The 23,025-nt window shown below is 71.0% G+C and carries 17 protein-coding genes and 1 other RNA gene; 6 read left to right on the top strand and 12 right to left on the bottom strand.

Going from position 1 to position 23,025, the window contains the following annotated elements; all coding sequences use genetic code 11:
- Positions 1–6 precede the first annotated feature (6 nt).
- Positions 7–1,506, top strand: a complete 1,500-nt coding sequence (gene sucB / locus ASL10_RS06285) for a 2-oxoglutarate dehydrogenase, E2 component, dihydrolipoamide succinyltransferase (RefSeq protein ID WP_056045486.1) — start codon at positions 7–9, stop codon at positions 1,504–1,506.
- Between the two features lie 27 nt (positions 1,507–1,533).
- Here the strand turns inward: sucB and ASL10_RS15960 are convergent, their stop codons facing one another.
- A complete protein-coding gene (locus tag ASL10_RS15960) occupies positions 1,534–2,919 on the bottom strand; it encodes a hypothetical protein (protein ID WP_056045489.1) in 1,386 nt (461 codons plus the stop codon).
- A gap of 122 nt (positions 2,920–3,041) precedes the next feature.
- Between ASL10_RS15960 and ASL10_RS06295 the strand changes: the two genes are divergently transcribed.
- Positions 3,042–3,764, top strand: a complete 723-nt coding sequence (locus ASL10_RS06295; RefSeq protein ID WP_056045492.1) for a DUF4191 domain-containing protein — start codon at positions 3,042–3,044, stop codon at positions 3,762–3,764.
- 84 nt (positions 3,765–3,848) lie between these two features.
- On the opposite strand, the gene ASL10_RS06300 is transcribed toward ASL10_RS06295, so the two are convergent.
- Complete coding sequence (locus ASL10_RS06300; RefSeq protein WP_056045495.1) at positions 3,849–4,292, bottom strand: RDD family protein; 444 nt, start codon at positions 4,290–4,292, stop codon at positions 3,849–3,851.
- Between the two features lie 138 nt (positions 4,293–4,430).
- On the opposite strand from ASL10_RS06300, the gene glnA reads away from it, so the two are divergent.
- Positions 4,431–5,855 carry a type I glutamate--ammonia ligase gene (gene glnA / locus ASL10_RS06305; RefSeq protein WP_043592663.1) on the top strand — a complete coding sequence of 475 codons (1,425 nt, stop codon included), beginning with the start codon at positions 4,431–4,433 and terminating at the stop codon, positions 5,853–5,855.
- 188 nt (positions 5,856–6,043) lie between these two features.
- Here the strand turns inward: glnA and ASL10_RS06310 are convergent, their stop codons facing one another.
- The 5 genes from ASL10_RS06310 to ASL10_RS06330 all read right to left on the bottom strand — a co-directional run bounded on the left by ASL10_RS06310 (position 6,044) and on the right by ASL10_RS06330 (position 15,503).
- Positions 6,044–7,474, bottom strand: coding sequence for a UDP-glucose/GDP-mannose dehydrogenase family protein (locus ASL10_RS06310; RefSeq protein ID WP_082460236.1), 1,431 nt, complete (start codon positions 7,472–7,474; stop codon positions 6,044–6,046).
- A gap of 55 nt (positions 7,475–7,529) precedes the next feature.
- Positions 7,530–9,113 carry a glycoside hydrolase family 26 protein gene (locus tag ASL10_RS06315; RefSeq protein ID WP_148053613.1) on the bottom strand — a complete coding sequence of 528 codons (1,584 nt, stop codon included), beginning with the start codon at positions 9,111–9,113 and terminating at the stop codon, positions 7,530–7,532.
- The gene (locus ASL10_RS06320; protein WP_123570783.1) at positions 9,106–10,692 is read right to left on the bottom strand and encodes a glycosyltransferase family 2 protein; all 1,587 of its coding nucleotides are present in this window, start codon (positions 10,690–10,692) and stop codon (positions 9,106–9,108) included. Before ASL10_RS06320 ends, ASL10_RS06315 begins: the two co-directional genes overlap by 8 nt.
- A gap of 506 nt (positions 10,693–11,198) precedes the next feature.
- Positions 11,199–14,144: a bifunctional [glutamine synthetase] adenylyltransferase/[glutamine synthetase]-adenylyl-L-tyrosine phosphorylase gene (locus ASL10_RS06325; RefSeq protein WP_056045504.1), complete on the bottom strand. Its 2,946-nt coding sequence runs from the start codon at positions 14,142–14,144 to the stop codon at positions 11,199–11,201.
- A 21-nt stretch (positions 14,145–14,165) separates the two neighbouring features.
- On the bottom strand, positions 14,166–15,503 hold the full coding sequence (locus tag ASL10_RS06330) for a glutamine synthetase family protein (RefSeq protein WP_056045507.1): 1,338 nt from the start codon (positions 15,501–15,503) through the stop codon (positions 14,166–14,168).
- Between the two features lie 37 nt (positions 15,504–15,540).
- On the opposite strand from ASL10_RS06330, the gene ASL10_RS06335 reads away from it, so the two are divergent.
- Positions 15,541–17,319: an NAD+ synthase gene (locus ASL10_RS06335; protein ID WP_056047500.1), complete on the top strand. Its 1,779-nt coding sequence runs from the start codon at positions 15,541–15,543 to the stop codon at positions 17,317–17,319.
- A 66-nt stretch (positions 17,320–17,385) separates the two neighbouring features.
- Here ASL10_RS06335 and ASL10_RS15965 read toward each other — a convergent pair whose 3' ends face one another.
- The gene (locus ASL10_RS15965; RefSeq protein WP_123570143.1) at positions 17,386–17,556 is read right to left on the bottom strand and encodes an SPOR domain-containing protein; all 171 of its coding nucleotides are present in this window, start codon (positions 17,554–17,556) and stop codon (positions 17,386–17,388) included.
- A gap of 66 nt (positions 17,557–17,622) precedes the next feature.
- Between ASL10_RS15965 and map the strand changes: the two genes are divergently transcribed.
- Together map and ppgK are read left to right on the top strand one after the other, a co-directional pair.
- The gene (map, locus tag ASL10_RS06340; RefSeq protein WP_056045510.1) at positions 17,623–18,486 is read left to right on the top strand and encodes a type I methionyl aminopeptidase; all 864 of its coding nucleotides are present in this window, start codon (positions 17,623–17,625) and stop codon (positions 18,484–18,486) included.
- Positions 18,487–18,499: 13 nt separating this feature from the next.
- Positions 18,500–19,261 carry a polyphosphate--glucose phosphotransferase gene (gene ppgK, locus ASL10_RS06345; RefSeq protein WP_056045514.1) on the top strand — a complete coding sequence of 254 codons (762 nt, stop codon included), beginning with the start codon at positions 18,500–18,502 and terminating at the stop codon, positions 19,259–19,261.
- A gap of 75 nt (positions 19,262–19,336) precedes the next feature.
- On the opposite strand, the gene rnpB is transcribed toward ppgK, so the two are convergent.
- From rnpB to ASL10_RS06360, 4 genes are all read right to left on the bottom strand, one after another.
- An RNA gene (gene rnpB / locus ASL10_RS11545) (RNase P RNA component class A) lies at positions 19,337–19,717 on the bottom strand.
- Between the two features lie 71 nt (positions 19,718–19,788).
- The gene (locus ASL10_RS06350; RefSeq protein ID WP_233568328.1) at positions 19,789–20,532 is read right to left on the bottom strand and encodes a zinc ribbon domain-containing protein; all 744 of its coding nucleotides are present in this window, start codon (positions 20,530–20,532) and stop codon (positions 19,789–19,791) included.
- A 112-nt stretch (positions 20,533–20,644) separates the two neighbouring features.
- On the bottom strand, positions 20,645–21,460 hold the full coding sequence (locus tag ASL10_RS06355; protein ID WP_056045517.1) for a Nif3-like dinuclear metal center hexameric protein: 816 nt from the start codon (positions 21,458–21,460) through the stop codon (positions 20,645–20,647).
- Between the two features lie 9 nt (positions 21,461–21,469).
- Positions 21,470–22,909 (bottom strand): hypothetical protein, encoded by a 1,440-nt coding sequence (locus ASL10_RS06360; RefSeq protein ID WP_157485306.1) that lies wholly within the window; start codon positions 22,907–22,909, stop codon positions 21,470–21,472.
- Positions 22,910–23,025: the final 116 nt, after the last annotated feature.

Raw genomic sequence — 23,025 nt, forward strand, 5'->3', positions numbered from 1 at the left:
CCACAGATGAGCGAATCCGTCAACCTCCCGGCACTCGGAGAGAGTGTCACCGAGGGTACGGTCACCCGCTGGTTGAAGAACGTCGGTGACCGCGTCGAGGTCGACGAGCCGCTGCTCGAGGTCTCGACCGACAAGGTCGACACCGAGATCCCTTCGCCCGTCGCCGGCGTGATCGAGGAGATCCTCGTCGCCGAGGACGAGACCGTCGAGGTGGGCACGGCCCTCGTCCGCATCGGAGACGGCAGCGCCTCCGAGTCGCCGGCGGACGAGCCGGAAGCCGCCGAAGAGCCGGAGCAGGCACCCTCGGCACTCGCCGAGCCGGAGGCCGAGGAGCCCGAGCTCCCGTCGTCCGCGGCCCCTGCCCCGGGTGAGGACTCCGCCGCCAGCGCGCCCGAGCCCGCCCCCGCGGTGGACCCCGCGCCCGCCGCCCAGCAGGATGGCGCACAGCAGGACGCCGCCGGCCAGCAGCCGGCCGCCGCACAGCCCCAGGCCGCCCGGCCCAGCAGCGAGCAGCCGGCCCCGTCGGCACCGACGCCGTCACCCGCCACGGGATCGTCCGAGACGTCGGCACCCGCCACGCCGGCCCCGAGCAGCGGTGCGCCGGTGGGTTACGTCACCCCGCTCGTCCGCAAGCTGGCGAACGAGAAGGGTGTCGACATCTCGACCCTGTCCGGCAGTGGCGTCGGCGGTCGCATCCGCAAGGAGGACGTCCTCGCCGCCGCCGAAGCGGCCGCGACCTCGACGACCTCGGCGCCGGCCTCCTCCGGTCCCGCCCCGATCGAGGTGTCGCCGTTGCGCGGCACGACCGTTCCGATGTCGCGCCTCCGCAAGGTCGTCGCCGAGCGTGCGGTCCAGTCGATGCAGGCCATGGCCCAACTCACCAGCGTGGTCGAGGTCGACGTCACCAAGGTCGCGGCCTTCCGCGATGCCAACAAGGGTGCCTTCCTCGAGAAGACCGGCAACAAGCTGTCCTTCCTGCCGTTCTTCACCCTGGCGGCCGCCGAGGCGCTCAAGGCGCACCCGAAGCTGAACGCCACCGTCGACGGTGACTCGATCGTCTACCCCGACCACGAGCACGTGGCCATGGCGGTCGACACGGAGCGCGGCCTGCTGACGCCGGTCATCAAGAACGCCTCGGACCTCGACCTCGCGGGCATCGCCGGCCAGATCGCCGACCTCGCGCAGCGCACGCGTGACAACAAGCTGAAGCCCGACGAGCTGGCCGGTGGCACCTTCACCGTCACCAACACGGGATCGCGCGGCGCCCTGTTCGACACCCCCGTGGTCTTCCTTCCGCAGGTGGCCATCCTCGGCACCGGCATCGTCGTCAAGCGCCCCGTGGTCATCAAGGCCGACGGTTCGGAGTCCATCGCCATCCGGTCCATGGTCTACCTGGCCCTGTCGTACGACCACCGCATCGTCGACGGCGCCGACGCGGCGCGCTTCCTGGTCGCCGTCAAGGAGCGCCTCGAGGGCGGGGACTTCACGTCCAAGCTCGGCATCTGACGCCCCTCGCGTGAGGCCCGACCGGCCTCACCGATCGACGATCACGTCGCGAAGCCGCCAACCGGCCTCGGTCCTCATCACGAGGACCGAGGCCGTTTCGCCGTGCGGGCCCGTCGCCTCGAGCAACGCCGTCCCCCCGGTTCGTGACACTCGTCCCGTGAGCTCGAGAGGGACCGTCGCCGCCGAGGCGAGCGAGGGGTCGTCGAGCACGTCGGCGTCCCGGAGGGCGATCGGCGAACCGGGTTGATCGACGGCGTCGAGACAACTCGGCGTGACGTCACGTAGGCACGTCAGCCGTGCCTGCAGGAGCACCTCGGCGGCTGCACCGGCATCATCACCCCCCACCAGGGCTTCGACCTCGCCGGGCGTCACCGCCCCGCCCGTCCGAGCGGGTGCAGGCGTGCGGGTGTCCGCGGAGTCGCCGGACGGGCTCACCGGCGCCGACGACTCGGACCCGGGCGCGACCGGACCCACCGCGGCGGACGGTCCGTCCTGACGTGGACCGTCATCACGTCCCGAGGCGGCCGGTCCGAGGACGAGAGCCACCCCGGCGACGACGACGCCTGCGGCCGCGAGCAGTCGGTATCGCCGACGGACGGCTCGCAGGGCGTCGACCAGCCGCCGTGGGCGGAGGTCGGCCACGCCCGCGATCACCCGGTCGATCGCCTCTGACTCGGGCAGGAGTGCGAGCCAGCCCGGCATGACCGGTTCGTCCTCGGCGACCGACTCGACGCGATCGCCCCGGGGGACCTCGTCGCCGTCGACCACGGCGTCGACACTCGAGAGCGGGACCGCTTCGCCGAGGTCGAAGACCGATTCGACGAGGGACTCGAAGCTCGTCGAGTCCAGGACCGGCGCCGAGGATCGCGAGGCCGGTCGCACCGCCCGCTCGACCAGGGCCCGGGCGAACTCCGCCGCCACGGGCAGCGACGTGCGCTCGGCGTCCGGCCCCGCATCCGACCCCGCGTCCACAGGATGGACGCCGACCAGGACGGGTGCCCCGCGGGCGTCGATCTCGACGTCGTCGACGTCCAGCGCACGCACGGCCGTGCCCCGACGGGCCAGATGCTGGACCGCGCCGAGCACGGGGACGACGAGGGTGATGACCTCCCCGGTCTCGGGTCGACCGCGGGCGGCCAGCCACGAGGCGAGTGGGTCGCCGCCGACGTCCGCGAAGACGAGCACGACCTCGCCGGACGGGTCCGTCACCACGTCGACGAGGGTGGCGACGTGGGCGTGGTCCGCCCGGGAGAAGGCGACCGCCTCGACGACGGGAGAGCGTCCGGTCGGACGCGACCCGCGCCTCCTGAGCACGACGCGTGAGCCGCCGGGCGCCTCGGCGAGGATGCGCTCCGCCCCGCCGTCGAGGCGCCGGGAGAGCACGCGGTAGGGGCCGATCGACTCGTTCGTCATGAGGCGATGGTGTCGTCCGGTGGTCGTCGGCGCCCTCCCGCCGGGGAGCCCTGTCGACCGGCGACGGACCGGAGTCCCTGGGGAGGATTCGTCGGGACCGCCGACCCCGTATCCTGGTGCACATGGCTCGACGCACGTCTCCCGAGAACACGTCCCCGAAACCGCCGAAGGAACCCGGCCGTTTCAAGCAGATGTGGCAGGTCTTCCAGATGACCCGCCGCGTCGACAAGACGGCGCTGCCGATGATGCTGCTGGCGTTCTTCGTGCCCGTGCTGCTCGGCGTGGCCGCGGCGCTGCTGCTCACGGGTGGCAACGTGCTCGCGCTGGTGCTCTACATCGTCGTCGGCGTCATGCTCGGGTTCCTGCTGCTGCTGATCGTGCTGGGTCGTAAGGCCGAGCGCGCGGCCTACTCGCAGATCGAGGGGCAGCCGGGTGCCGTCGGTGCCGTCATGAAGAGCGGCCTGCGTCGTGCGTGGCGTGCCGCCGAGATGCCCGTCGCCGTCCAGGGGCGCAGTCAGGCCGCGGTGTACCGCGCGGTCGGCCGGCCGGGCGTGGTGCTCATCGCCGAGGGCGGCGCCGGCCAGACCCGCCGACTCGTCGACGAAGAGCGTCGCAAGGTCACGCGCATCCTGCCGAACGTGCCGGTCCACGTGCTGAACGTCGGCCCCGATGCGGACTCCGTGCCCCTCCACAAGCTCGCCGGACGCATGAACAAGCTCAAGTCGTCCATCAACCGCAACGAGGTGCTGGCCGTCAGCAACCGCCTCCAGTCCCTCGGCCAGAACGGCCTGCCCATCCCCAAGGGCGTCGACCCCTTCAAGGTGCGGTCGGGCCGTCCGCGCTGACCCGGCGACCCCCGCCTCGACGTGACGTGACGACGGCGCCCCTCCGACCAGGAGGGGCGCCGTCGTGCGTGTGGGACGGGTGCCTCAGACGCGGACGAGCAGCGTCCCGGCGACTCGATCGTGCAGCCCGCGCTGGTCGAGGTCCCAGACGACGGCCGGGATGACGAGCACGAGCAGCACCGACCGCAGGACCGGCCGGCCGACGCCGATGCGACCGCCCGCCATCGGCACGAGGCGCATGCCCAGGGCGAGGTGCCCGAGGGTGCCGCCGAAGAGCACCAGGAACAGGATCTGCATCAGCAGGAACACCCCGGTGATGGCCAGGCCCTCGCCGCCGAAGAAGAGTGCGGCGACGGCGTAGGCGATCGCCCAGTCGACGGCCAGCCCCCCCACGCGCCGTCCGAGTCGGGCCACGGAGCGCGGCCCCTTCTCGGGCAGCCCGAGACGCTCGCCCGGCCAGCGTTGCGCGCCGTCGTCGGGGCCGCCCACGGAGGCGGGACGGGAAGGAGGCGCGGTGCGATCGGGCATGCATCGAGCCTACCGAGGGGCCGAGCCGTAACATGCCCGAAACATCAGGGACACCGCAGCGAAACGGCCCCTCCGTAGCCTCGACGGAGGCTGCGTCCCGCATCCGATCCGTTCCAAGCCCATTGGAGAGACATCTAGATGTTCACTGATTCTTCCGAGGTGCTGAAGTTCATCAAGGACACCGACGTCAAGTTCCTTGACATCCGCTTCACCGATCTTCCCGGTGTCCAGCAGCACTTCAACATCCCCGCCTCCACGGTCGACGAGGAGTTCTTCTCCGTCGGACAGCTCTTCGACGGGTCCTCCATCCGGGGCTTCGCCTCGATCCACGAGTCGGACATGCAGCTCATCCCCGACGTCACGACCGGGTACGTCGACCCGTTCCGCGCCGAGCGCACGCTCGTCCTCGTCTTCGACATCTTCAACCCGCGCAACGGCGAGCTGTACAGCCGTGACCCGCGTCAGGTCGCCAAGAAGGCCGAGAAGTACCTCGCGTCGACCGGCATCGCCGACACCGCCTTCTTCGCCCCCGAGGCGGAGTTCTACATCTTCGACGACGTCCGCTACGAGGTGAAGCAGAACGCCAGCTTCTACAGCGTCGACTCCGAAGAAGGCGCCTGGAACACCGGCCGCGTCGAAGAGGGCGGGAACCTCGCCAACAAGACGGCGTACAAGGGCGGCTACTTCCCCGTCAGCCCCGTCGACAAGACGGCCGACCTGCGCGACGACATCAGCCTCAAGCTGATCGACTCGGGTCTCGAGCTCGAGCGTGCGCACCACGAGGTGGGCACCGGCGGCCAGCAGGAGATCAACTACAAGTTCGACACGATGGTCCACGCCGCGGACGACATCCTCAAGTTCAAGTACATCGTCAAGAACACCGCCGAGCAGTGGGGCAAGGTCGCGACCTTCATGCCGAAGCCCCTCTTCGGCGACAACGGCTCGGGCATGCACACCCACCAATCGCTCTGGAACGACGGCAAGCCGCTGTTCTACGACGAGAACGGCTACGGCGGCCTGTCCGACCTCGCCCGCTGGTACATCGGTGGCCTGCTCAAGCACGCTCCCGCCGTCCTCGCCTTCACGAACCCGTCGATCAACTCGTACCACCGTCTGATCCCGGGCTTCGAGGCGCCCGTGAACCTGGTGTACTCGGCCGGCAACCGTTCGGCGGCCATCCGCATCCCGATCACCGGCACGAACCCGAAGGCCAAGCGCATCGAGTTCCGCGTCCCCGACGCCGCCTCGAACCCGTACCTGGCGTTCGCCGCGCAGCTGATGGCCGGCCTCGACGGCATCCAGAACCGCATCGAGCCGCACGAGCCGGTCGACAAGGACCTCTACGAGCTGCCGCCCGAGGAGGCGAAGAACATCCCGCAGGTGCCCGCGTCGCTCGAGGGTGCGCTCGACGCGCTCGAGGCCGACCACGAGTTCCTGACCAAGGGCAACGTGTTCACCGAGGACCTCATCGAGACCTGGATCGCCTACAAGCGCGAGAAGGAGATCCTGCCCATGGCGCAGCGTCCTCACCCCTTCGAGTTCGAGCTGTACTTCGGCGTCTGACGCCGTCGCACAACGAGAGGCCCGCATCCCCCAGGGGGTGCGGGCCTCTCGCGTCGCTGCCCCAGCGGTCCTCGGGGTGACGACCCGCGCCTCCTCTGGGTCACCCCGGACCAGGAGGCGCGGGGGCGCACGCAGGACGGGCCGCCTCCCGAGGGAGGCGGCCCGTCAGCCCGTGCCCGACGATCCGGTCAGGCGGGTACGGCGGTCGGCGTCAGCACACGACGCTGGGCCGGCGTGCGACGGCCGCCCAACGGACGGACCTCCCAGCCGGCGGCCGACCAGACCTCGGCGTCGAGCACGTTGCGCGCATCGATCACCACGGGGTTCGCGGCGAGCTCGGCGAGCCCGGCCGCGTCCGCCCCGACGAACTCGGGCCACTCGGTGAGGAGCAGCACCGCGTCGGCGTCCGTCACGGCCTCGGCGGCCGAGTCCGCGAACGACAGCGTCGGGAAGCTCCGCTGGGCCGTCTGCGTGGCCTCGGGGTCGACGACGAGCACCTGGGCGCCCCGGAGGTGCAGGGCCGCCGCCACGTTGAGGGCCGGCGAGTCGCGCACGTCGTCGGTGTGCGGCTTGAAGGCCGCCCCGAGCACCGCGATGCGCCGGTTGAGCACGGAGCCGCCGCAGGCGTCGATCGCCTGGTCGATGACCCGCTGGCGCTGGGCCATGTTGATCTCGTCGACCTGTTGCATGAGCCCGACGACGCGGTGGGCGGACAGCTCGTTGGCCCGGAACATCAGGGCACGGATGTCCTTCGGCAGGCACCCGCCGCCGAAGCCGAGCCCCGCGTTCAGGAACTTGCGTCCGATGCGGTCGTCGAAGCCCAGCGCGTCGGCGAGGGTCGAGACGTTGGCACCGGCCGCCTCGCACAACTCGCTGATGGCGTTGATGAACGAGATCTTCGTCGCGAGGAACGCGTTGGCGCTGACCTTGACGAGTTCGGCGGTCGGCAGGTCGCACGAGATGACGGGCGTGCCCGTGGCGATCGGCAGGGCGTAGACCTCACGCATCAGGGCCTCGGTGCGGACGTCGGTGCCGCCGAAGACGATGCGGTCGGGACGCAGCGTGTCCTCGACGGCATGGCCCTCGCGGAGGAACTCGGGGTTCCAGACGAGGTCGGCCGAGACACCGGCGGGGACGACGCCCGCCACGATCTCGCGCAGGTGCGCCGCCGTTCCGACCGGGACGGTCGACTTGCCGACGATGAGGCCGTCGTGGCTGAGGGCGGCGGCGACGTTGCGGGTCGCCTCCTCGACGTACGAGAGGTTCGCGGCGTGACTCCCCCGGCGCTGCGGCGTGCCGACGCAGATGAAGTGCACGTCCGACAGGGCCACGGCCTCGGCGAGGTCGGTGGTGAAGGAGAGTCGACCGGAACCCACGTGCTCGAGGATGAGTTCGGGCAGGCCGGGCTCGAAGAACGGCACGCGCCCCTCGGCCAGGGCGGCGACCTTGGCGGGGTCGGTGTCGACCCCGATGACGTCGAAGCCCATCTCGGCCATGGCCGCCGCGTGCGTGGCGCCGAGGTAGCCGGTGCCGATGACGCTGATTCGGGGCTTCACCGAGGTGGCGTCGGCCCCCGTCGCGGCGACGGCGGACTCGGGGGTGGTGGCGTCTTTCTTCATGATGCGCTCCTGGGGATGGGGAAGAGGCGGGAGAAGGGGAAGGTGGTGGCTGTCGTCACGGCGACGGCTGCAGGTCGTAACCGACGTCGCGTCGGGTGATCCCCGCGGTGAAGGCGGCGAGGCTGTCGGACCGGGACGTGAGGCGCCAGTCGTTGGTCGACCGCACCCCGTCCACGACCGTGGTGGCGACGAGGTCGAAGTACGAGAAGCCGATGATGTCCGCGTTCGCCGGATCGGCCAGCGCGGCGAACAGCGAGTTGAACCACTGCGCCTTCTCGCTCGTGGCCGTCGGATCCGACGAGCCACCCGTCTCGCTGGCGCCGATCTCGGCGAGCAGGATGTTCTTGCCCGGTGCGATCGCCCGGAGCTGCTTCAGGGTGGCCCCGAAGGTGCTGTCGAAGGTCGGCTTGGACTTGTCGTCGTACGGCGGGCGGTAGTAGCCCGACATGCCCACGATGTCGACGTACTCGGGGCCCGGGTAGAGGGTCGCCAGGAAGGCCTCCGTGGTGTGGTTGCTCCCGCCCGTCTTGCCCGTGGCCAGACGGTCGACCCGCGTGGGCGCCCAGATCCAGGCGACCAGGTCGTTCGCACCCTGCCGCTCGAACAGGTCGTGGACGTGCTGCCAGGCCTTCACGTAGTCCGCGGGACCGTTGCCGTTGACGGCGCCCTTGCTGTTGCCGTAGTCGGTGCTCCAGGGGTACCAGGTGCCGTTCATCTCGTGGTCGAACCGCAGGGCCAGCGGCATGCCGTTGGCCACGATGTCGTCGGCGTAGGTGGTCAGATACGAGTCGAAGCTGCCGTCGATGATCTTCGTCAGGCTGTAGTCGGGCTGTTCGGGCTCGTTGTTGCCGGCCTTGATCGGCTGCGACTCCCACGTCAGGACGGGCAGCTTGCCCCGCGACCAGGACGAGCGGACGGCGTCGGCACGGAACTCCTGGTCGAAACCCTGGAAGTACCCGACCATGTTGGCCTCGGAACCGACCGCCGCCTCCTGCGCGTCGTAGGTCGCCCAGTTGAACGGCGCCTGGTCCGTGAAGAGCCCGAAGTACCGCGAGTCGGGGTCGATGATCGAGGCGAGGGACGGCGTCTCGACCGTGACGGGGCCCGTGGCGCCGCCTCCGGTCGATCCGTTCGACCCCGTGCCGCCCGACCCGGAGCCGGTCGACGCGCCGGTCCCCCGACCGCCGGCGGTGCCTGCGGCGCCCGACCCGGTGCCCGCGCCCCCCGACTCCGCGGCGGTCTGTGCCTGGGCCAGCGCCGACTCGGCGGAGGCGAGCTTCGCCTGCGCCGCGGTCAGCTGTCCCTCGGACGTCCAGGCCTGCTGCTGCACGTCGGCCAGGGCGGCCTTGCTCTCGGCGAGCTGCTTCTTCGCGGAGACCAGCTGGTCGAGCAAGGCGGACCGGTCCGCCTTGAGCGACGAGACGTTGATGGACGGGTCGACGCCCGTGACCTCGGTGACGGCACTGCGGACGATGTTGTCGGACGGCGAGACCCAGATGAGCCACGAGATCATCGCGAGCAACACCACCACGGCGGTGGCGCCGAGCGCCGTGCGTCGGGCGTTGCCGTGCGAGGTGGCCCACCAGGCGCCGGAATGCATGTGGACGGGAGTGACGAAGTCCTGCGTCGAGTCAGACAATGAAGAAGACCTCCAGGGCGATGATGGCGGCGCCGATCAGGTACGGGAACCCGGCTTTGGGGTTGAGGCGACGACGAGGAGGCGCGGTGGCGGTGGCCACGGCGGCCACCGGTGCCGGCGTGGTCGCGCCGTCGGCCTCGGCGGCCAGGGCCGCCTTGCGGCTCCGGACGAGGACCGCACCCTGTTCGTCCGTCTCGTCGGCAGTCGAGCCGAAGTCGAAGAGCGTGTCGACCCCCGGGTCGACGCCGTCGCGGAACTGCCGTTCGAGGGCGTCGATGGGGGCCTCCTCGGCCACCTCGTCGAGCGCACCCTGCATCTCGTCGTTGGCCGCGCCTCCTGCGTAGGCCCCGGCCCGGGTGCCCCAACCGCTGGCGTGACCCATGCGGAAGAACCCGATGACCCGGATGGGCATGAGGAAGAACGTCGACACGATGATGAACACCGGGAGGCGGAAGAAGTCCGAGGGCTTCTCGGCCAGGTGGCGCATCTGACGGATCGACATGCTGAGCACGGACGAGACCACCATGAGGACGACGATGCTGATGAGACCGGTCTGCACGCCGTACTCCTCGAGGATGCCGCGGTACAGGTTCACGCCCTGGCCGGTGATCCCCCGGTAGATCCAGCCGCCGATGACGCCCATGAGCATGAAGGGCAGCACGATGTCCATGGCGAAGAAGAACGCGAGGAGCGGGGCGTGCCCGACCATCCACGGCATCATGCGGAGGGTGTTGTACTGGCTCCCGCGAGCCCAGCGCAGCTGCTGCTTGTAGAGCTTCTTGACCTGGAGCGGGGCGTCCGTGTAGACGAGGCTGGTGTGCTGGTAGACGGTGCGGTAGCCCTCCTTGAGCGTGAGGTTCGTCAGGGTGCGGTCGTCACTGACCTCGAGGAACACGCCCATGAACTTCTCCGTCATGAACTTGTCCATGACCCGGACGAGGATCTCGCGGCGGAAGGCGATGGTGCGGCCCGGCAGGCAGCCGATCTGCCCCAGCACGCTCTGCGCCGGCATCGAGTAGAGGGCACGGGAGTTCTCGAGCCAGTCGGCCCACCGCGTGATCCAGCTGCGCTCGGGCTCGAGGATGCGCTGGCGGGTGGTGACTCCCCCGACGTTCTCCTGGGCGAACGGACGGAGCAGCTCGGAGAGGGTGCCCGGCGTCCAGACCGTGTCGGAGTCGACCAGGACGGTGATGTCTCCCCGGCTGAGCTCGGTGCCGATCATGACGGCGTTGCGCTTGCCCGGGATCGGCGTGTGCACCCACCGGACGAGCGGCCCGAACTCCTCGCAGACGGCGGCGAGCTCGGGGTTGGGCTTGCCGTTGATGACGACGATGATCTCGCCGGGACCCTGTTCGACCATGCGGCCGATGACGTCCCGGAAGAGGTCGAGCGGTTCGTCCACGACGGGGACGACGACGCTGGTCGTGCCGCGGAACTCGCCCGTGAAGGGGCGGTAGCGGCGGGAGAGCAGGACCTTGATGATCCAGAGCACCCAGATGAGGGCGCTGTAGGCGGCGAAGAGGTAGATCTCGGGGTATCCGCCCGCCATGGATCGGATCTGCAGGATGAAGGTCAACACGATGGCCACCTGAGGTGTGAGAAGGGATCGGCTTCCGCAACGCTGGGGAATTGGTCTATCGGGTTGAGGGAATTCTCAGTCACTCACGGGCGGCTCACAACCACCCCCCGACCGCGGGTGGCCGGGCGCGCCGGTCGGGGTACGTCGGGTCGGGCAAGGTGCTGTCGACAGAAGTGCTGACACGTCGGTGAGGGCTCGACGTCCGAACGGAACCGTTCGATCGGTCCGCAGGTGGGACGGGCAGCCGTGATCCGACGCCGAACGAAAAGCCTGGTCACGAGCCCGGAATCAGCGCCCGGCACGGGCGTTGCCCAATGGGCAGCGATGGGCCTCGACGCCGCCGTCGACGACCACCCCCCACCCGTGGGTCATCTGCCCGAAATCCGATGGACACGTGCACAGGGGTACAACACCGCCAAACGGGGTACAGCGAAATGGCCCGACGTCGACCCGAGCGGATCGACCGCCTCCGGCGCAGCCCGGGCGTGTCGCACATCCCGGACGGGTCAGCCGAGCGGCTCGGGTGCCTCGTCGATGCCGTAGAACTCGCGCTCGAAGACGGCGCGTGACCGACGGGTGGCCGCGAGGTAGTCCTCTTCGAGGGTCGTGGCGGAGCCCGGCGGGTACTCCATCAGGCGCGCCACGCCTTCCAGCTGCCGACGGTCCCGTGGCAGGACGTCCTGTGTCCGGGAGGTCCAGAGGGTGACCGCCGAGCGCGCCCGGGAGGCCATGATCCAGGCGTCGTGCAGCCGCCGGGCGTCCTCGTCGGCCACCAGGCCGGCGTCCACCGCCGCGGCGAGGGCGTCGAGCGTCGACGGGGTCCGGAGGCCGGGCACGTCCACCCCGTGCTGCAGCTGGAGCAGTTGGACGAACCACTCGACGTCGCTCAGCGAGCCCCGACCGAGCTTGAGGTGACGCGAGGGCTCGGCGCCCTTGGGCAGACGCTCGGACTCGACCCTGGCCTTGATGCGCTTGACCTCGCGGATCTGCTGCTCGGTCAGCTCGGCGGGGTACCGCACCGCGTCGGCGACGGCCATGAAGTCGTCGAGAAGCGTCTCGTCACCGGCCACGGGCCGGGCGCGCAACAACGACTGGGCCTCCCATGTGAGCGACCAGCGAGCGTAGTAGGCCCGGTACGAGGACAGCGATCGGACCACCGGCCCGTTCTTCCCCTCGGGGCGCAGGCCGGTGTCGAGGTCGAACGGCACGAGGGCGTCGGACGTGAGTCGGCTCATCTCGGCGGCCACCGTGAGGGCACGCCGATGGGCCGTCTCGTCGCCCTCGGGAGCGCGGTAGACGTAGAGCAAGTCGGCGTCGGAACCGAACCCGAGTTCTTCTCCCCCGTACCGGCCCATGGCGATCACGGCGAACTCGAGGTCGCCGGCGTCCCGGCGGGCGAGGGCCAACGCCCCGGTCACCGAGGCCGTCGTCACCGCGGTCAGGCCCCGGGCCAGGGTGCCGATGTCGAGGATGCCCAGGATGCCGCCCACGGCGAGCCGCAGGATCTCGCGGCGCCGCGCCTGCCGCAGGACCGTCGCCGCCGCGTCGGGCGAACGGTGCCGCGCCAGGGTGGCGGCCGTCTCGTCGAGGAGGCTCGAGAGGGAGCGGGCCTTGAGCTCCGCGTCGTTCTCGAGCCACGCCGCGGCCTCGGGGATGCGCTCCAGCAGGTCGGCGGCGAAGGTCGACGACGACAGGACGGTCGTCAGTCGGTGGGCGGCCCCCGACGAGTCCCGCAGCATGCGGAGGAACCAGTACGACTCGCCGAGGCCGTCGCTCAATCGCCGGAACGCGAGCAGACCGAGGTCGGGGTCGGTGCCGTCGGCGAACCACTGCAGCATGGCCGGCAGCAGGTGGCGCTGGATGCTCGCCCGGCGGGAGACGCCGGCCGTCAGGGCGGCGATGTGACCGAGCGCGCCCTTCGGGTCGGCGAATCCGATGGCCGCGAGCCGCGCCGACGCCTGGTCGGAGCTGAGCGCCAGGTCTTCTTCGGGTCGCGCCGCGACGGCCGACAGGAGCGGGCGGTAGAACAGCCGCACGTGCAACGTACGGACCCGACGCTTCACCCCTTGCCACAGGTCGACGAGTTGGGCGGCACCCGGCGCGAGACCGGTGCCGCGGGCGAGGACCCGGAGGGCGTTCTCGTCCGTCGGCATGAGGTGCGTGCGCCGCAGTCGCGTCAGCTGGATGCGGTGCTCCAGCAGGCGCAGCACGCGGTAGTCGCGGTCGAACTCCGCGGCCTCGGCTCGTCCGACGTAGCCCCGCGCGGCCAGGGCGCCCAACGCGTCGAGCGTCGAGCGCTGGTGCACGCGTTCGTCGGCCTGCCCGTGGACGAGCTGCAGCAGCTGGATGGTGAACTCGATGTCGCGCAGTCCGCCGGGACCGAGTTTGAGCTGCTGGTCGACCTCGCCCGCCGGGATCAGGGCCGTGACCCGTTCGCGCATGGCCTGGACCGACTCGACGAAGTTCTCGCGTGAGGCGGCCGACCAGACGAACGGCGCGACGGCCGCGACGTAGCGCTCGCCGAGGTCGACGTCGCCCGCGAGGGGCCGCGCCTTCAACAGGGCCTGGAACTCCCACCCCTTGGCCCAGCGCTCGTAGTACGCGACGTGCGACTCGAGCGTGCGGACGAGGGCGCCGTCCTTGCCCTCCGGCCGCAGGTTCGCGTCGACCTCCCAGAGGTCGGGTTCGACGGCGAGGTCCGAGATCGCCCGAGCCGCGTGCATCGCCAGACGGCTGCCGATCTCGACGGCCCGACCGTTCTCGAGCCCGTCGACGCCCTCGGCGACGTAGACCACGTCGACGTCGCTGAGGTAGTTCAGCTCGCGGGCCCCGGCCTTGCCCATGCCGATGACGGCGAGCCGGGTGCGCTCGACGTCGGCGGCGGGGAACGGGACCTCGCGTCGGGCCACGTCGACGGCGGCGTCGAGGGCGGCGCCCGCGAGGTCGGCGAGAGCGGCGGCCACGCGGGGCAGGACCTCGACGGGGTCGTCGGCCTCGAGGTCGAAGGACGCCAGCTGGAGCAGGTGACGCCGGTACCGGACCCGGAGCGCGACGCGCGCCTCGTCGCCGGTCAGCCCGGTCGCCGCCCGACGGACGTCGTCACGGTACGTCGCGGCCGGCGGTGGTTCGTCCAGCGGTTCGAGCAGGACGCCCGCCTCGGCCGGGCGACGCGCGACGAACTCGGCAAGGCCCTCGGAGGCACCGAGGACCCTCAGGAGGCGCGGGCCGGCCTCGCCGTGGAGCAACTCGACCACGCCGGCACGATCCCGCTCGACCGATCGCTCGAGGTGCGCCAGGGCCGCGTCCGGGTCGGCCACCGTGGCGAACCACGGGACCAGGTCGCGCACCTGGGGCACCTCGGCGACGAGGCGGTCGAGCCGGTCACGCCCGGCACCGAGGTCGGAGAACCCGAGCCGCGCCAGCTCGGAGAGACCGGTCGCGGATCGGGGCATGAGGGCGGGGTGGCCGGTCGACTAGAGGATCTCGAGGTTCGAGCGCAGCTCGAACGGCGTGACCTGTGCCCGGTACTCTTTCCACTCTTGTCGCTTGTTGAGGAGCACGTAGTTGAAGACCTGCTCGCCCAACGTCTCGGCGACGAGTTCGCTGGTCTCCATGATCGACAGGGCGTGGTCGAGGCTGGCGGGCAGCTGACGGTAACCCAGGGCACGACGCTCGGCGTCGCTCAGGCCCCAGACGTTGTCCTCGGCCTCGGCGGGCAGCTCGTAGCCCTCTTCGATGCCCTTGAGCCCCGCCGCCAGCATCAGCGAGAAGGCCAGGTACGGGTTCGCCGCGGAGTCGATGGCACGGTACTCGACCCGGCTCGAGTTGCCCTTGTTCGGCTTGTAGAGCGGGACGCGCACGAGCGCCGAGCGGTTGTTGTGGCCCCAGGTCACGAAGCTCGGCGCCTCGTCGCCGCCCCAGAGGCGCTTGTAGCTGTTGACGAACTGGTTCGTCACGGCCGTGATCTCGGGGGCGTGCTTGAGCAGGCCCGCGATGAACTGACGACCGATGGTCGACAGCTGGTACTCGGCGCCCGCCTCGTAGAAGGCGTTGGAGTCGCCCTCGAAGAGCGACATGTGCGTGTGCATGCCCGAACCGGGGTGCTGGCTGAACGGCTTCGGCATGAACGAGGCGAAGACGCCCTGCTCGATGGCGACCTCTTTGATGACCGTCCGGAAGGTCATGATGTTGTCGGCCGTCGTCAGCGCGTCGGCGTAGCGCAGGTCGATCTCGTTCTGACCGGGCCCCGCCTCGTGGTGGCTGAACTCGACCGAGATGCCGAGGTCTTCGAGCATGCGGACGGAGCGGCGACGGAAGTCGTGGGCGGTCCCGCCGGGGACGTTGTCGAAGTAGCCGGCCGAGTCGACCGGCTGGGGGCCGTCGGCGCCGAGCTGGGCGCTCTTGAGGAGGTAGAACTCGACCTCGGGGTGCGTGTAGAAGGTGAAGCCGCGCTCGCCCGCCCGGGCCAGGGTGCGCTTCAGGACGTTGCGCGGATCCGCCACGGCGGGCTGGCCGTCGGGCGTCGTGATGTCGCAGAACATGCGGGCGGTCGGATCGATCTCGCCCCGCCAGGGCAGGATCTGGAAGGTCGTCGGATCGGGCTGCGCGAGGACGTCGGCCTCGTACGAGCGCGTCAGGCCCTCGATGGCCGAACCGTCGAAGCCGATGCCCTCGGCGAACGCCCCCTCGACCTCGGCCGGGGCGATGGCGACGGACTTGAGGGTGCCGATCACGTCGGTGAACCAGAGGCGGATGAACTTGATGCCGCGCTCTTCGATCGTGCGGAGGACGAAGTCCCTCTGTTTGTCCATGCCACGGCCTTTCTGCTCCGCCACTACGGTAGTGGACATGCCCCGACTCCGCTTGGCGCTCGCGCAGACCAACCCCGTCGTCGGCGACCTCGCCGGCAACTCCGCCCAGATCGTCGAGGCGGCCCGCCGGGCCCACGCCGCCGGCGCCGACCTCCTCGCCGCGGGCGAGATGAGCGTCACGGGGTACCCGATCGAGGACCTGGCCAGCCGGCCGAGCTTCCTCCAGGCCAGTCGGCACGCCGTCGAGGTGCTGGCCGAGACCCTCGAGGCCGAGGGCCTGGGCGACCTCCCCGTGGTGGTCGGCCACGCCGACGGACCGTTCGAGCCGCGCCTCCTGGGCACGAGCAACGCCCCGACCGCCATCGCGAAGAACTGCGCCAGCGTCCTGCAGGGCGGTCGCGTCGTGACGACCACCGCCAAGTACCACCTGCCCAACTACTCGGTCTTCGACGAGTACCGCGTGTTCATCCCCGGCGACGAGTTGCTCGTCGTCCGCGTGGCGGGCGTCGACGTCGCCCTCGTGATCTGCGAGGACCTCTGGCGCGACGGCGGCCCCGTCGAGCGCGTGCTGCACGCCGACGCGGGCCTGCTCGTCGTGATCAACGCGAGCCCGTTCGTCCGCGACAAGGACGAGGTGCGCCTCCCCCTCGTCACCCGCCGGGCCGTCGAGAACGACACCCTGGTGGCCTACGTCAACATCGTCGGCGGTCAGGACGACCTCGTCTTCGACGGCGACAGCGTGGTCGTCGACGGCAGCGGCACGATCCTGGCCCGGGCCCCGCAGTTCGACGAGCACCTGCTCGTCGTCGACCTCGACCCCGAGCCGGCCACGGACACCGAGCTGCCCGAGGGCATCCGCCGCGTCGAGCTCGACCCGGCGTCCGACGCGACCGTCGGTTCCGGTGGCTCCGGGCCGCACGCCGGGCGCGCCTCCTCGTCCCCGGTCGAGCGCGACGTCGCCGACCTGCCCGACGACCGCCAGCAGCTCTGGAACGCCCTGGTGCTGGGCACTCGCGACTACGTGCGGAAGAACGGGTTCCGCAGCGTCATCCTCGGACTCTCGGGCGGCATCGACTCGGCCGTGTGCGCGGCGATCGCCGCCGACGCCATCGGGGCCGACGCCGTGTACGGCGTCTCGATGCCCAGCCAGTGGTCGAGCGAGCACAGCCGCAGCGACGCCGACGACGTCGCCGAGCGGATCGGCGTGCGGTACTCGACCGAACCGATCGCCGGCCTCGTCGCACCGTTCGAGGACCAGTTGCACCTCACCGGCCTCGCCGCCGAGAACGTCCAGGCCCGCGCCCGGGCGCTCGTGCTGATGGGGTTGTCGAACCTGCACGGCCACCTCGTGCTGACCACGGGCAACAAGACCGAGCTCGCCGTCGGCTACTCGACGATCTACGGCGACTCGGTCGGTGGGTTCGCCCCGATCAAGGACGTCCCCAAGACGATGGTCTGGGAGCTCGCCCGGTGGCGCAACGCCCACGCCGAGTCGATCGGCGAGACCGCGCCCATCCCCGAGAACTCGATCACGAAGCCGCCGTCGGCCGAGCTGCGGCCGGACCAGAAGGACGAGGACTCGTTGCCGCCCTACGAGGTGCTCGACGGCATCCTCGAGGGGTACATCACGAACGCGCTCGGGGCGGCCGACGTCGTGGCGCTCGGCTACGACGCGGACACGGTGGCCGAGATCACGAAGCTGGTCGACCGCTCCGAGTGGAAGCGCCGCCAGGGGGCGATCGGCCCGAAGATCTCGGGCATGGCCTTCGGCCGGGACCGCCGTCTGCCGATCACCTACCGGCCGACGACGGTCTGACGCCCGATCGGCCCGTCGGCGACCGGTCGTCCCGACGGCGACGCGCCGACCGGACGACCGGACCGGTCAGTCGTTCGCGGCCTCTTCGGCGTCGAGGGCGGCGTTGCGGGCCTTGATCGTCTCGATCGCCCGGGCCGCCTCGTCGCGGGTGGCGTAGGGCCCGGCGCGGTCGACGGCCGGAGAGACCTTGCCCTCCTCGACCTCGTGCGTCTTCGTGTTGAACCAGAACTCGGCCATGGTGTCGTCCTCTCGGTGCGGCTGTCGAGAACGCGAGCCCGTCGCGCTCCCCCTAAGCTTGATCGTATGCCCCGGGACTCCCACGGATTCTTGACCCCGGGCCGGATCTCAGCGCAGCGTCCGGTCCCCCCGTCGATCGCCCGACCCGAGTACGTCGGCAAGGCCGCTCCGGCCGAGTACACCGACGGCGACGTCTACGACGCCGAGACCGTCGAGCTGATCCGCGAGAGCGGCCGCATCGCCTCGCAGGCCATCGACGCCGTCGAGGCCGCCCTCCGCCCCGGCGTGACGACCGAAGAACTCGACCGCATCGCCCACGAGTTCGTCGTCGCCCACGACGCCTACCCGTCGACCCTGGGGTACCGCGGGTACCCCAAGTCGGTCTGCACCTCGGTGAACGAGGTCATCTGCCACGGCATCCCCGACGACACCGTCCTGGTCGACGGCGACCTGATCAACGTCGACATCACGGCGTTCAAGAACGGCGTCCACGGCGACCTGAACCGCACCTTCGTCGTCGGCGAGGCCGCCCCCGAGACCGTCGACCTGGTCGACCGCACCCGTGAGGCGCTGAGGCGCGGCATCAAGGCCGTCGCTCCGGGGCGTCAGGTGAACGTGATCGGTCGGGCGATCGAGTCGTACGCCAAGCGCTTCGGCCTGGGCGTCGTGCGCGACTACACCGGCCACGGCGTCGGACGCGCCTTCCACTCCGGCCTGATCATCCCCCACTACGACGCGCCGCAGTACGACGACGTCATCGAGGTCGGGATGGTGTTCACCATCGAGCCCATGTTGACCCTCGGTGGCATCGAGGCCGACGTCTGGGACGACGACTGGACCGTCACCACCCGCGACAAGAGCCTCACGGCCCAGTTCGAGCACACCCTGGTCGTCACCGAACGCGGTGCCGACATCCTCACGCTCTCCTGAGAAAGGACCACCCATGGCACGCACCGCAGTGGGAATCGACATCGGCGGCACAGGCATCAAGGGGGCGATCGTCGACCTCGACAGCGGCGAGCTCCTCTCGGACCGCATCAAGAAGAGCACTCCCGAGGGCGGTGAACCCGACGCCATCGTCGCGGTCGTCCGGCAGATCGTCGACGAACTCGGCCTCGACGACGCCTCGGTGCCGGTCGGCGTCTGTTTCCCGGCCGCCATCATGGACGGCAAGACCCTCTCGGCCGCCAACGTGTCGAAGAAGTGGATCGGCTTCGAGGCCGAGAAGCTCTTCGAGACCACGCTCGGCCGCGACATCCACTTCGTCAACGACGCCGACGCCGCGGGCTACGCCGAGACCCGTTTCGGGGCCGCGAAGGACGTGAAGGGCCTCGTCGTCATGACGACGCTCGGCACGGGCATCGGCACCGCCCTGATCAACGACGGCGTGCTCATCGTCAACGCCGAGCTCGGGCACCTCGAGATCGGTGGCAAGGACTACGAGACCAAGGCCTCGTTCGCGGCGAAGGAGCGCGACGACCTCAGCTGGAAGCACTGGGCGAAGCGCCTGCAGAAGTACTACTCGCACCTCGAGGCCCTGCTCTACCCGCGCCTGATCATCGTCGGCGGCGGCGTCTCGAAGCACCACGACGAGTTCTTGCCGCTGCTCGACCTGCGGGCCGAGATCGTCCCGGCGAAACTCCGCAACAACGCCGGCATCATGGGTGCCGCCGCCCTGGCCGCCGACTCGAACCCGGCGTTCTGAGGCGAGACGCGACCGACGCGAGACGACCCCGGCCGAGGAGGCGCGCCTCCTGGGCCGGGGTCGTCTCGCGTGAGGCGAATGGGCCGACTGCTACGCCGGGTTCTGTCCCGGTGCCGAGGCACCATGGACGGCCATCTCTCTCGGAACTACGTTGCCGCAGCTCTCTAGCGGTCTACCCGGGGACTCGGCGAGCAGCCTCGTCGTCCCCTCTTTGACCTTGCTCCGGGCGAGGTTTACATAGCCGGCCGGTCACCCGAGCCGCTGGTGGTCTCTTACACCGCCGTTTCACCCTTACCCCGTGTCGCACCCGGAGGTGCGACGCGTGGCGGTCTGCTCTCTGTTGCACTTTCTCGCGGGTTGCCCCGGGTGGGTGTTACCCACCGCCCTGCTCTGTGGAGCCCGGACGTTCCTCGGCGACGGGCTCTCGCCCGCCGACGCGACCGTCTTGTCGACCCATTCGCGACCCCGAGCCTAGCGGTGCGACGCCCCTCCGTGTGCCACGGCTCGTGCGGGGGCCCCGCCCCTGGTCAGAGGCCTGATTCGTAGGTGCGGACGAGGACCGCGTTGCTGTCGGGGCAGAGCACGACGTCGTCCTCGGCGGCGGCACGCACGGCCGCGAGGTCGCTGCCCGTCAGGGCCACGCCACTCGCGCTCGACACGCCACCACGCAACAACGAGGCACCCACGCCGTAGCGGTCCCGCTGACGCTCGTAGAGGGCCAGCAGATCGGCGGGCACCGTGGCGGCGATGGTCTCGCGGTTGGCGACGACCTCGGCCCGGTCGGCCTCGAGCTCGGCGAGCTTCGCGTCGCGCCCGGTCTCGGCGTCGACGCGGCGGGTGTCGAGCTGGTCGAGCTCGCCCCGCGTCACCGCCGCGACGGCACCCAGGCTCTCGACGCGTTCCATCACCTCGAGCTGGAGGTCCTCCAGGTCGGAGCGACGCTTGGCGAGGGCGGCGAGCTCGCCCTCGAGCGCGGCCACGTCCTTCGAGGACGACGACGACGCGATGCGCTGTTCGTCACGGACGACGCGCGCCTCGACGACGGCGACGTCGGACTCGATGCGCTTGAGCTCGCTCTGCGCGTCCTCCCAGGCGCCCTGCTCGGTCGCGAGGCGGCTGCGGAGGCGAGAGCCGTCGCCCTCGAGCGACGCGAGGACGGCGATCTCGGGGAGGTTCGCCCCCTTGTGCGCGATCTGGCGGAGTGCGGTGTCGAGTTGCTGCAGGTCGAGCAGCAGGGCCTGGTGCTCGTAGCTGGCTTTCATCAGGGGCATGGGGACTCTTCTCGGGGTCGGGGGGAGGCAGGGACGGGGCGACGAGGAGGCGCGTGCCGCGAGGTCTTGCGGGTCGCGACCCGGCGACGTCGCGACGGGCGGCTCGGCGTGCTCACTGCACGACGGCGAAGTCCCACGGGTCGGTGCGCAGGTCGCTGAGGGTGACCTCGACGTCGTGCAGCTCGCGGCGGAGCTGCGCGGCCGCCGTGTCGAGCCAGAGCCACTCGGCCGCCCAGTGCGACACGTCGACCAGGGCGGGGCCGCGGCCGAGCCTCATGAGTTCGCGCGCGTCGGAGGCGGGGTGGTGGCGCAGGTCGCTGGTGACGTACACGTCGGCGGCGAGCACCGCCGGGTCGGCCAGCAGCGAGTCGCCGGCACCGGCGCAGAGGGCGACGGTCTCGACGACGCGGTCGGCGTCACCTGCCACACGGATGCCGGACGCGGTCGGGGGCAGCACGTCGCCGAGCTGGCGGGCGAGGGCCACGAGCGTCATGGCGTGCGGCAGGCGCCCGACGATGCCGAGTCCCGTGTCGTCGGTGGCGCCCGGGGTGATCGGGCGCTGGTCGACGAGGCCGAGCTGGTGCGCGAGCACGCGGGACGTGCCGGTCTCGACGACGTCGGCGTTGGTGTGGGCGGCGACGAGGCCGCACCCGGCACGGACGAGACGCGCGACGACGGCACCCTTGGTGGTGTCCTCCGACACCGTCGAGACGCCGTGGAACAGCAGCGGATGGTGGACCAGCAACAGGTCGGCCCCCATGCCGACGGCCTCGTCGACGGTGTCGAGCACGGCGTCGACGGCCAGGTGCACGTGGGTCACGGGCCGGTCGGGGTCACCGACGACGAGACCGGGAGAATCCCACGACGACGCGCCCGCGAGAGGCCAGAGACGTTCGATGACGGAGTTGACCGAGGCGAGGGTGGACACCTCGACAGCCTAGTCGCGAGCCGTCGAGCGGAACCCCGTGATCATGACCGCGACGATGAACGCGACGACCGAGGCGCCGAGCAGGGCGACGACCACCGAGACGGACGTCGACAGGCCGGTGAGGCCCACGGCCCGGACGACGAAACCCTGCCAGGCGAACGAACCGAGGTCGCTCAGGAGCAGACCGAAGCCGACGACGGTGCCGACCACGACGCCGGCGACGACGCCCACCGGACCGCGGCGGGCGACGCGGGTGGCGTCGTCGGGGCGGGTCGAGACCGAGGCGAGCGCGGTCAGGCCGACGAGGCCGGTCGCGACGGGGACGGCGACGGTGGCGAGGACGGCCGAGGCCACGGCGAGGGCGGGGACGAAGGCCAGCACGACGGCCGCGACGACGATCAGCGCGGCCGTGGCGGCGACCACGAGCGCGAGGGGACGACGCAGCAGGGGCGGGACGGGGGCGGAGACGACCGTCTGCATGTCGGAGGCCGACCGGGTCGGCGCGACCAGCGCCTCCTGGTCGGCTGCCGCCCGGGGGTCCGGGGCGTCGGCGGAGTCGGCGGAGTTGCCGGCGTCGAGCCCGACGGGACGGGGGCCGGTCGACGGGACGACGACGGGAGCAGAGGTCAGCGTGGCGTCCGCCAGCTGCGCGTCACGGTCGGCGTCCGGCGCGTGGCCCGCCTCGACGACGGGCCTGGCCTGACGGATCGCCCCGGGCGTCACGACGGGCAGGACCCCGGTGAACCGGAGGCGCGTGGCCTCGAGGGCGCGCGCCGCCTCGTCCGTGCCGACGCGGGTGATCTCGTCCTCCCAGGAGGCGAAGCGCGCGGCCTCGACCTCGCGCAGGGCCAGCTGGGCCTGGACGACGGCCATCAGGTCGATGGTCGCGGTGTCCTCGAGGCGCTTCTCGACCAGGCGGGCGAGCACCTCGTCGTCGAGCGTCATGCGCTCCGGTGGCTGGGGCAGATCGTCGGGCACCGACACGGCGAGCACCGGCAGGGTGATCGCCGAGGTGTCGACCGAGTGGCGGGCCACGCTCGCCGGGCGGGCCTCGAAGGCGTCCGTGGGCACGACGTCGTCGAGGACGACGTCGGCGCGGTGCGAGGGGATCGAGACGGGACGGGGCACCACTGGAGTGGCGGAGTCGACGGGGCGGGCCTCGGTGTGGCGCGTCTCGGCCTGACGCGTCTCGGCCTGACGGTCCTCGGTCGTGTCGTCGAGCCGATCGACGGGGGCCTGGACGGCCTCGGAGGTCTCGGAGGTCTCGGAGGTCTCGGGGGCGAGGGTCTGGTTCACGGGGTGGTGCTCCTGCTGGTCCGGGCGAGCGGAGGGCTCGGGGACGGTGTCGTCGAGGGGTGCGACGAACGTCACACGGCGCCGGTGGAACGTGACGTCGTCGTCGAGGGGTGCGATGCCCCCGACGCTCGCGGTCTGCACGTTGTCGGCCATGCTCGGATGGTAGGTGACGAACGGCCCCGCGACGGGCGGACTCGCCGGTCCGACCGGCACATTCGTCGTCCGGGGTGCCCCGGCCGACCCCCGGCCGACCCCCGGGCGTCCTCGAG

It is taken from the genome of Frigoribacterium sp. Leaf8 (assembly GCF_001421165.1).
Taxonomy (GTDB): domain Bacteria; phylum Actinomycetota; class Actinomycetes; order Actinomycetales; family Microbacteriaceae; genus Frigoribacterium.

Bases quoted from the DNA above. Each gene is read 5' to 3' on its own strand.
- sucB (WP_056045486.1), top strand. From the start codon at position 7: ATGAGCGAATCCGTCAACCTCCCGGCACTCGGAGAGAGTGTCACCGAG.
- ASL10_RS15960 (WP_056045489.1), bottom strand. From the start codon at position 2,919: ATGACGAACGAGTCGATCGGCCCCTACCGCGTGCTCTCCCGGCGCCTC.
- ASL10_RS06295 (WP_056045492.1), top strand. From the start codon at position 3,042: ATGGCTCGACGCACGTCTCCCGAGAACACGTCCCCGAAACCGCCGAAG.
- ASL10_RS06300 (WP_056045495.1), bottom strand. From the start codon at position 4,292: ATGCCCGATCGCACCGCGCCTCCTTCCCGTCCCGCCTCCGTGGGCGGC.
- glnA (WP_043592663.1), top strand. From the start codon at position 4,431: ATGTTCACTGATTCTTCCGAGGTGCTGAAGTTCATCAAGGACACCGAC.
- ASL10_RS06310 (WP_082460236.1), bottom strand. From the start codon at position 7,474: ATGAAGAAAGACGCCACCACCCCCGAGTCCGCCGTCGCCGCGACGGGG.
- ASL10_RS06325 (WP_056045504.1), bottom strand. From the start codon at position 14,144: ATGCCCCGATCCGCGACCGGTCTCTCCGAGCTGGCGCGGCTCGGGTTC.
- ASL10_RS06330 (WP_056045507.1), bottom strand. From the start codon at position 15,503: ATGGACAAACAGAGGGACTTCGTCCTCCGCACGATCGAAGAGCGCGGC.
- ASL10_RS06335 (WP_056047500.1), top strand. From the start codon at position 15,541: ATGCCCCGACTCCGCTTGGCGCTCGCGCAGACCAACCCCGTCGTCGGC.
- ASL10_RS15965 (WP_123570143.1), bottom strand. From the start codon at position 17,556: ATGGCCGAGTTCTGGTTCAACACGAAGACGCACGAGGTCGAGGAGGGC.
- map (WP_056045510.1), top strand. From the start codon at position 17,623: ATGCCCCGGGACTCCCACGGATTCTTGACCCCGGGCCGGATCTCAGCG.
- ppgK (WP_056045514.1), top strand. From the start codon at position 18,500: ATGGCACGCACCGCAGTGGGAATCGACATCGGCGGCACAGGCATCAAG.
- ASL10_RS06350 (WP_233568328.1), bottom strand. From the start codon at position 20,532: ATGCCCCTGATGAAAGCCAGCTACGAGCACCAGGCCCTGCTGCTCGAC.
- ASL10_RS06360 (WP_157485306.1), bottom strand. From the start codon at position 22,909: ATGGCCGACAACGTGCAGACCGCGAGCGTCGGGGGCATCGCACCCCTC.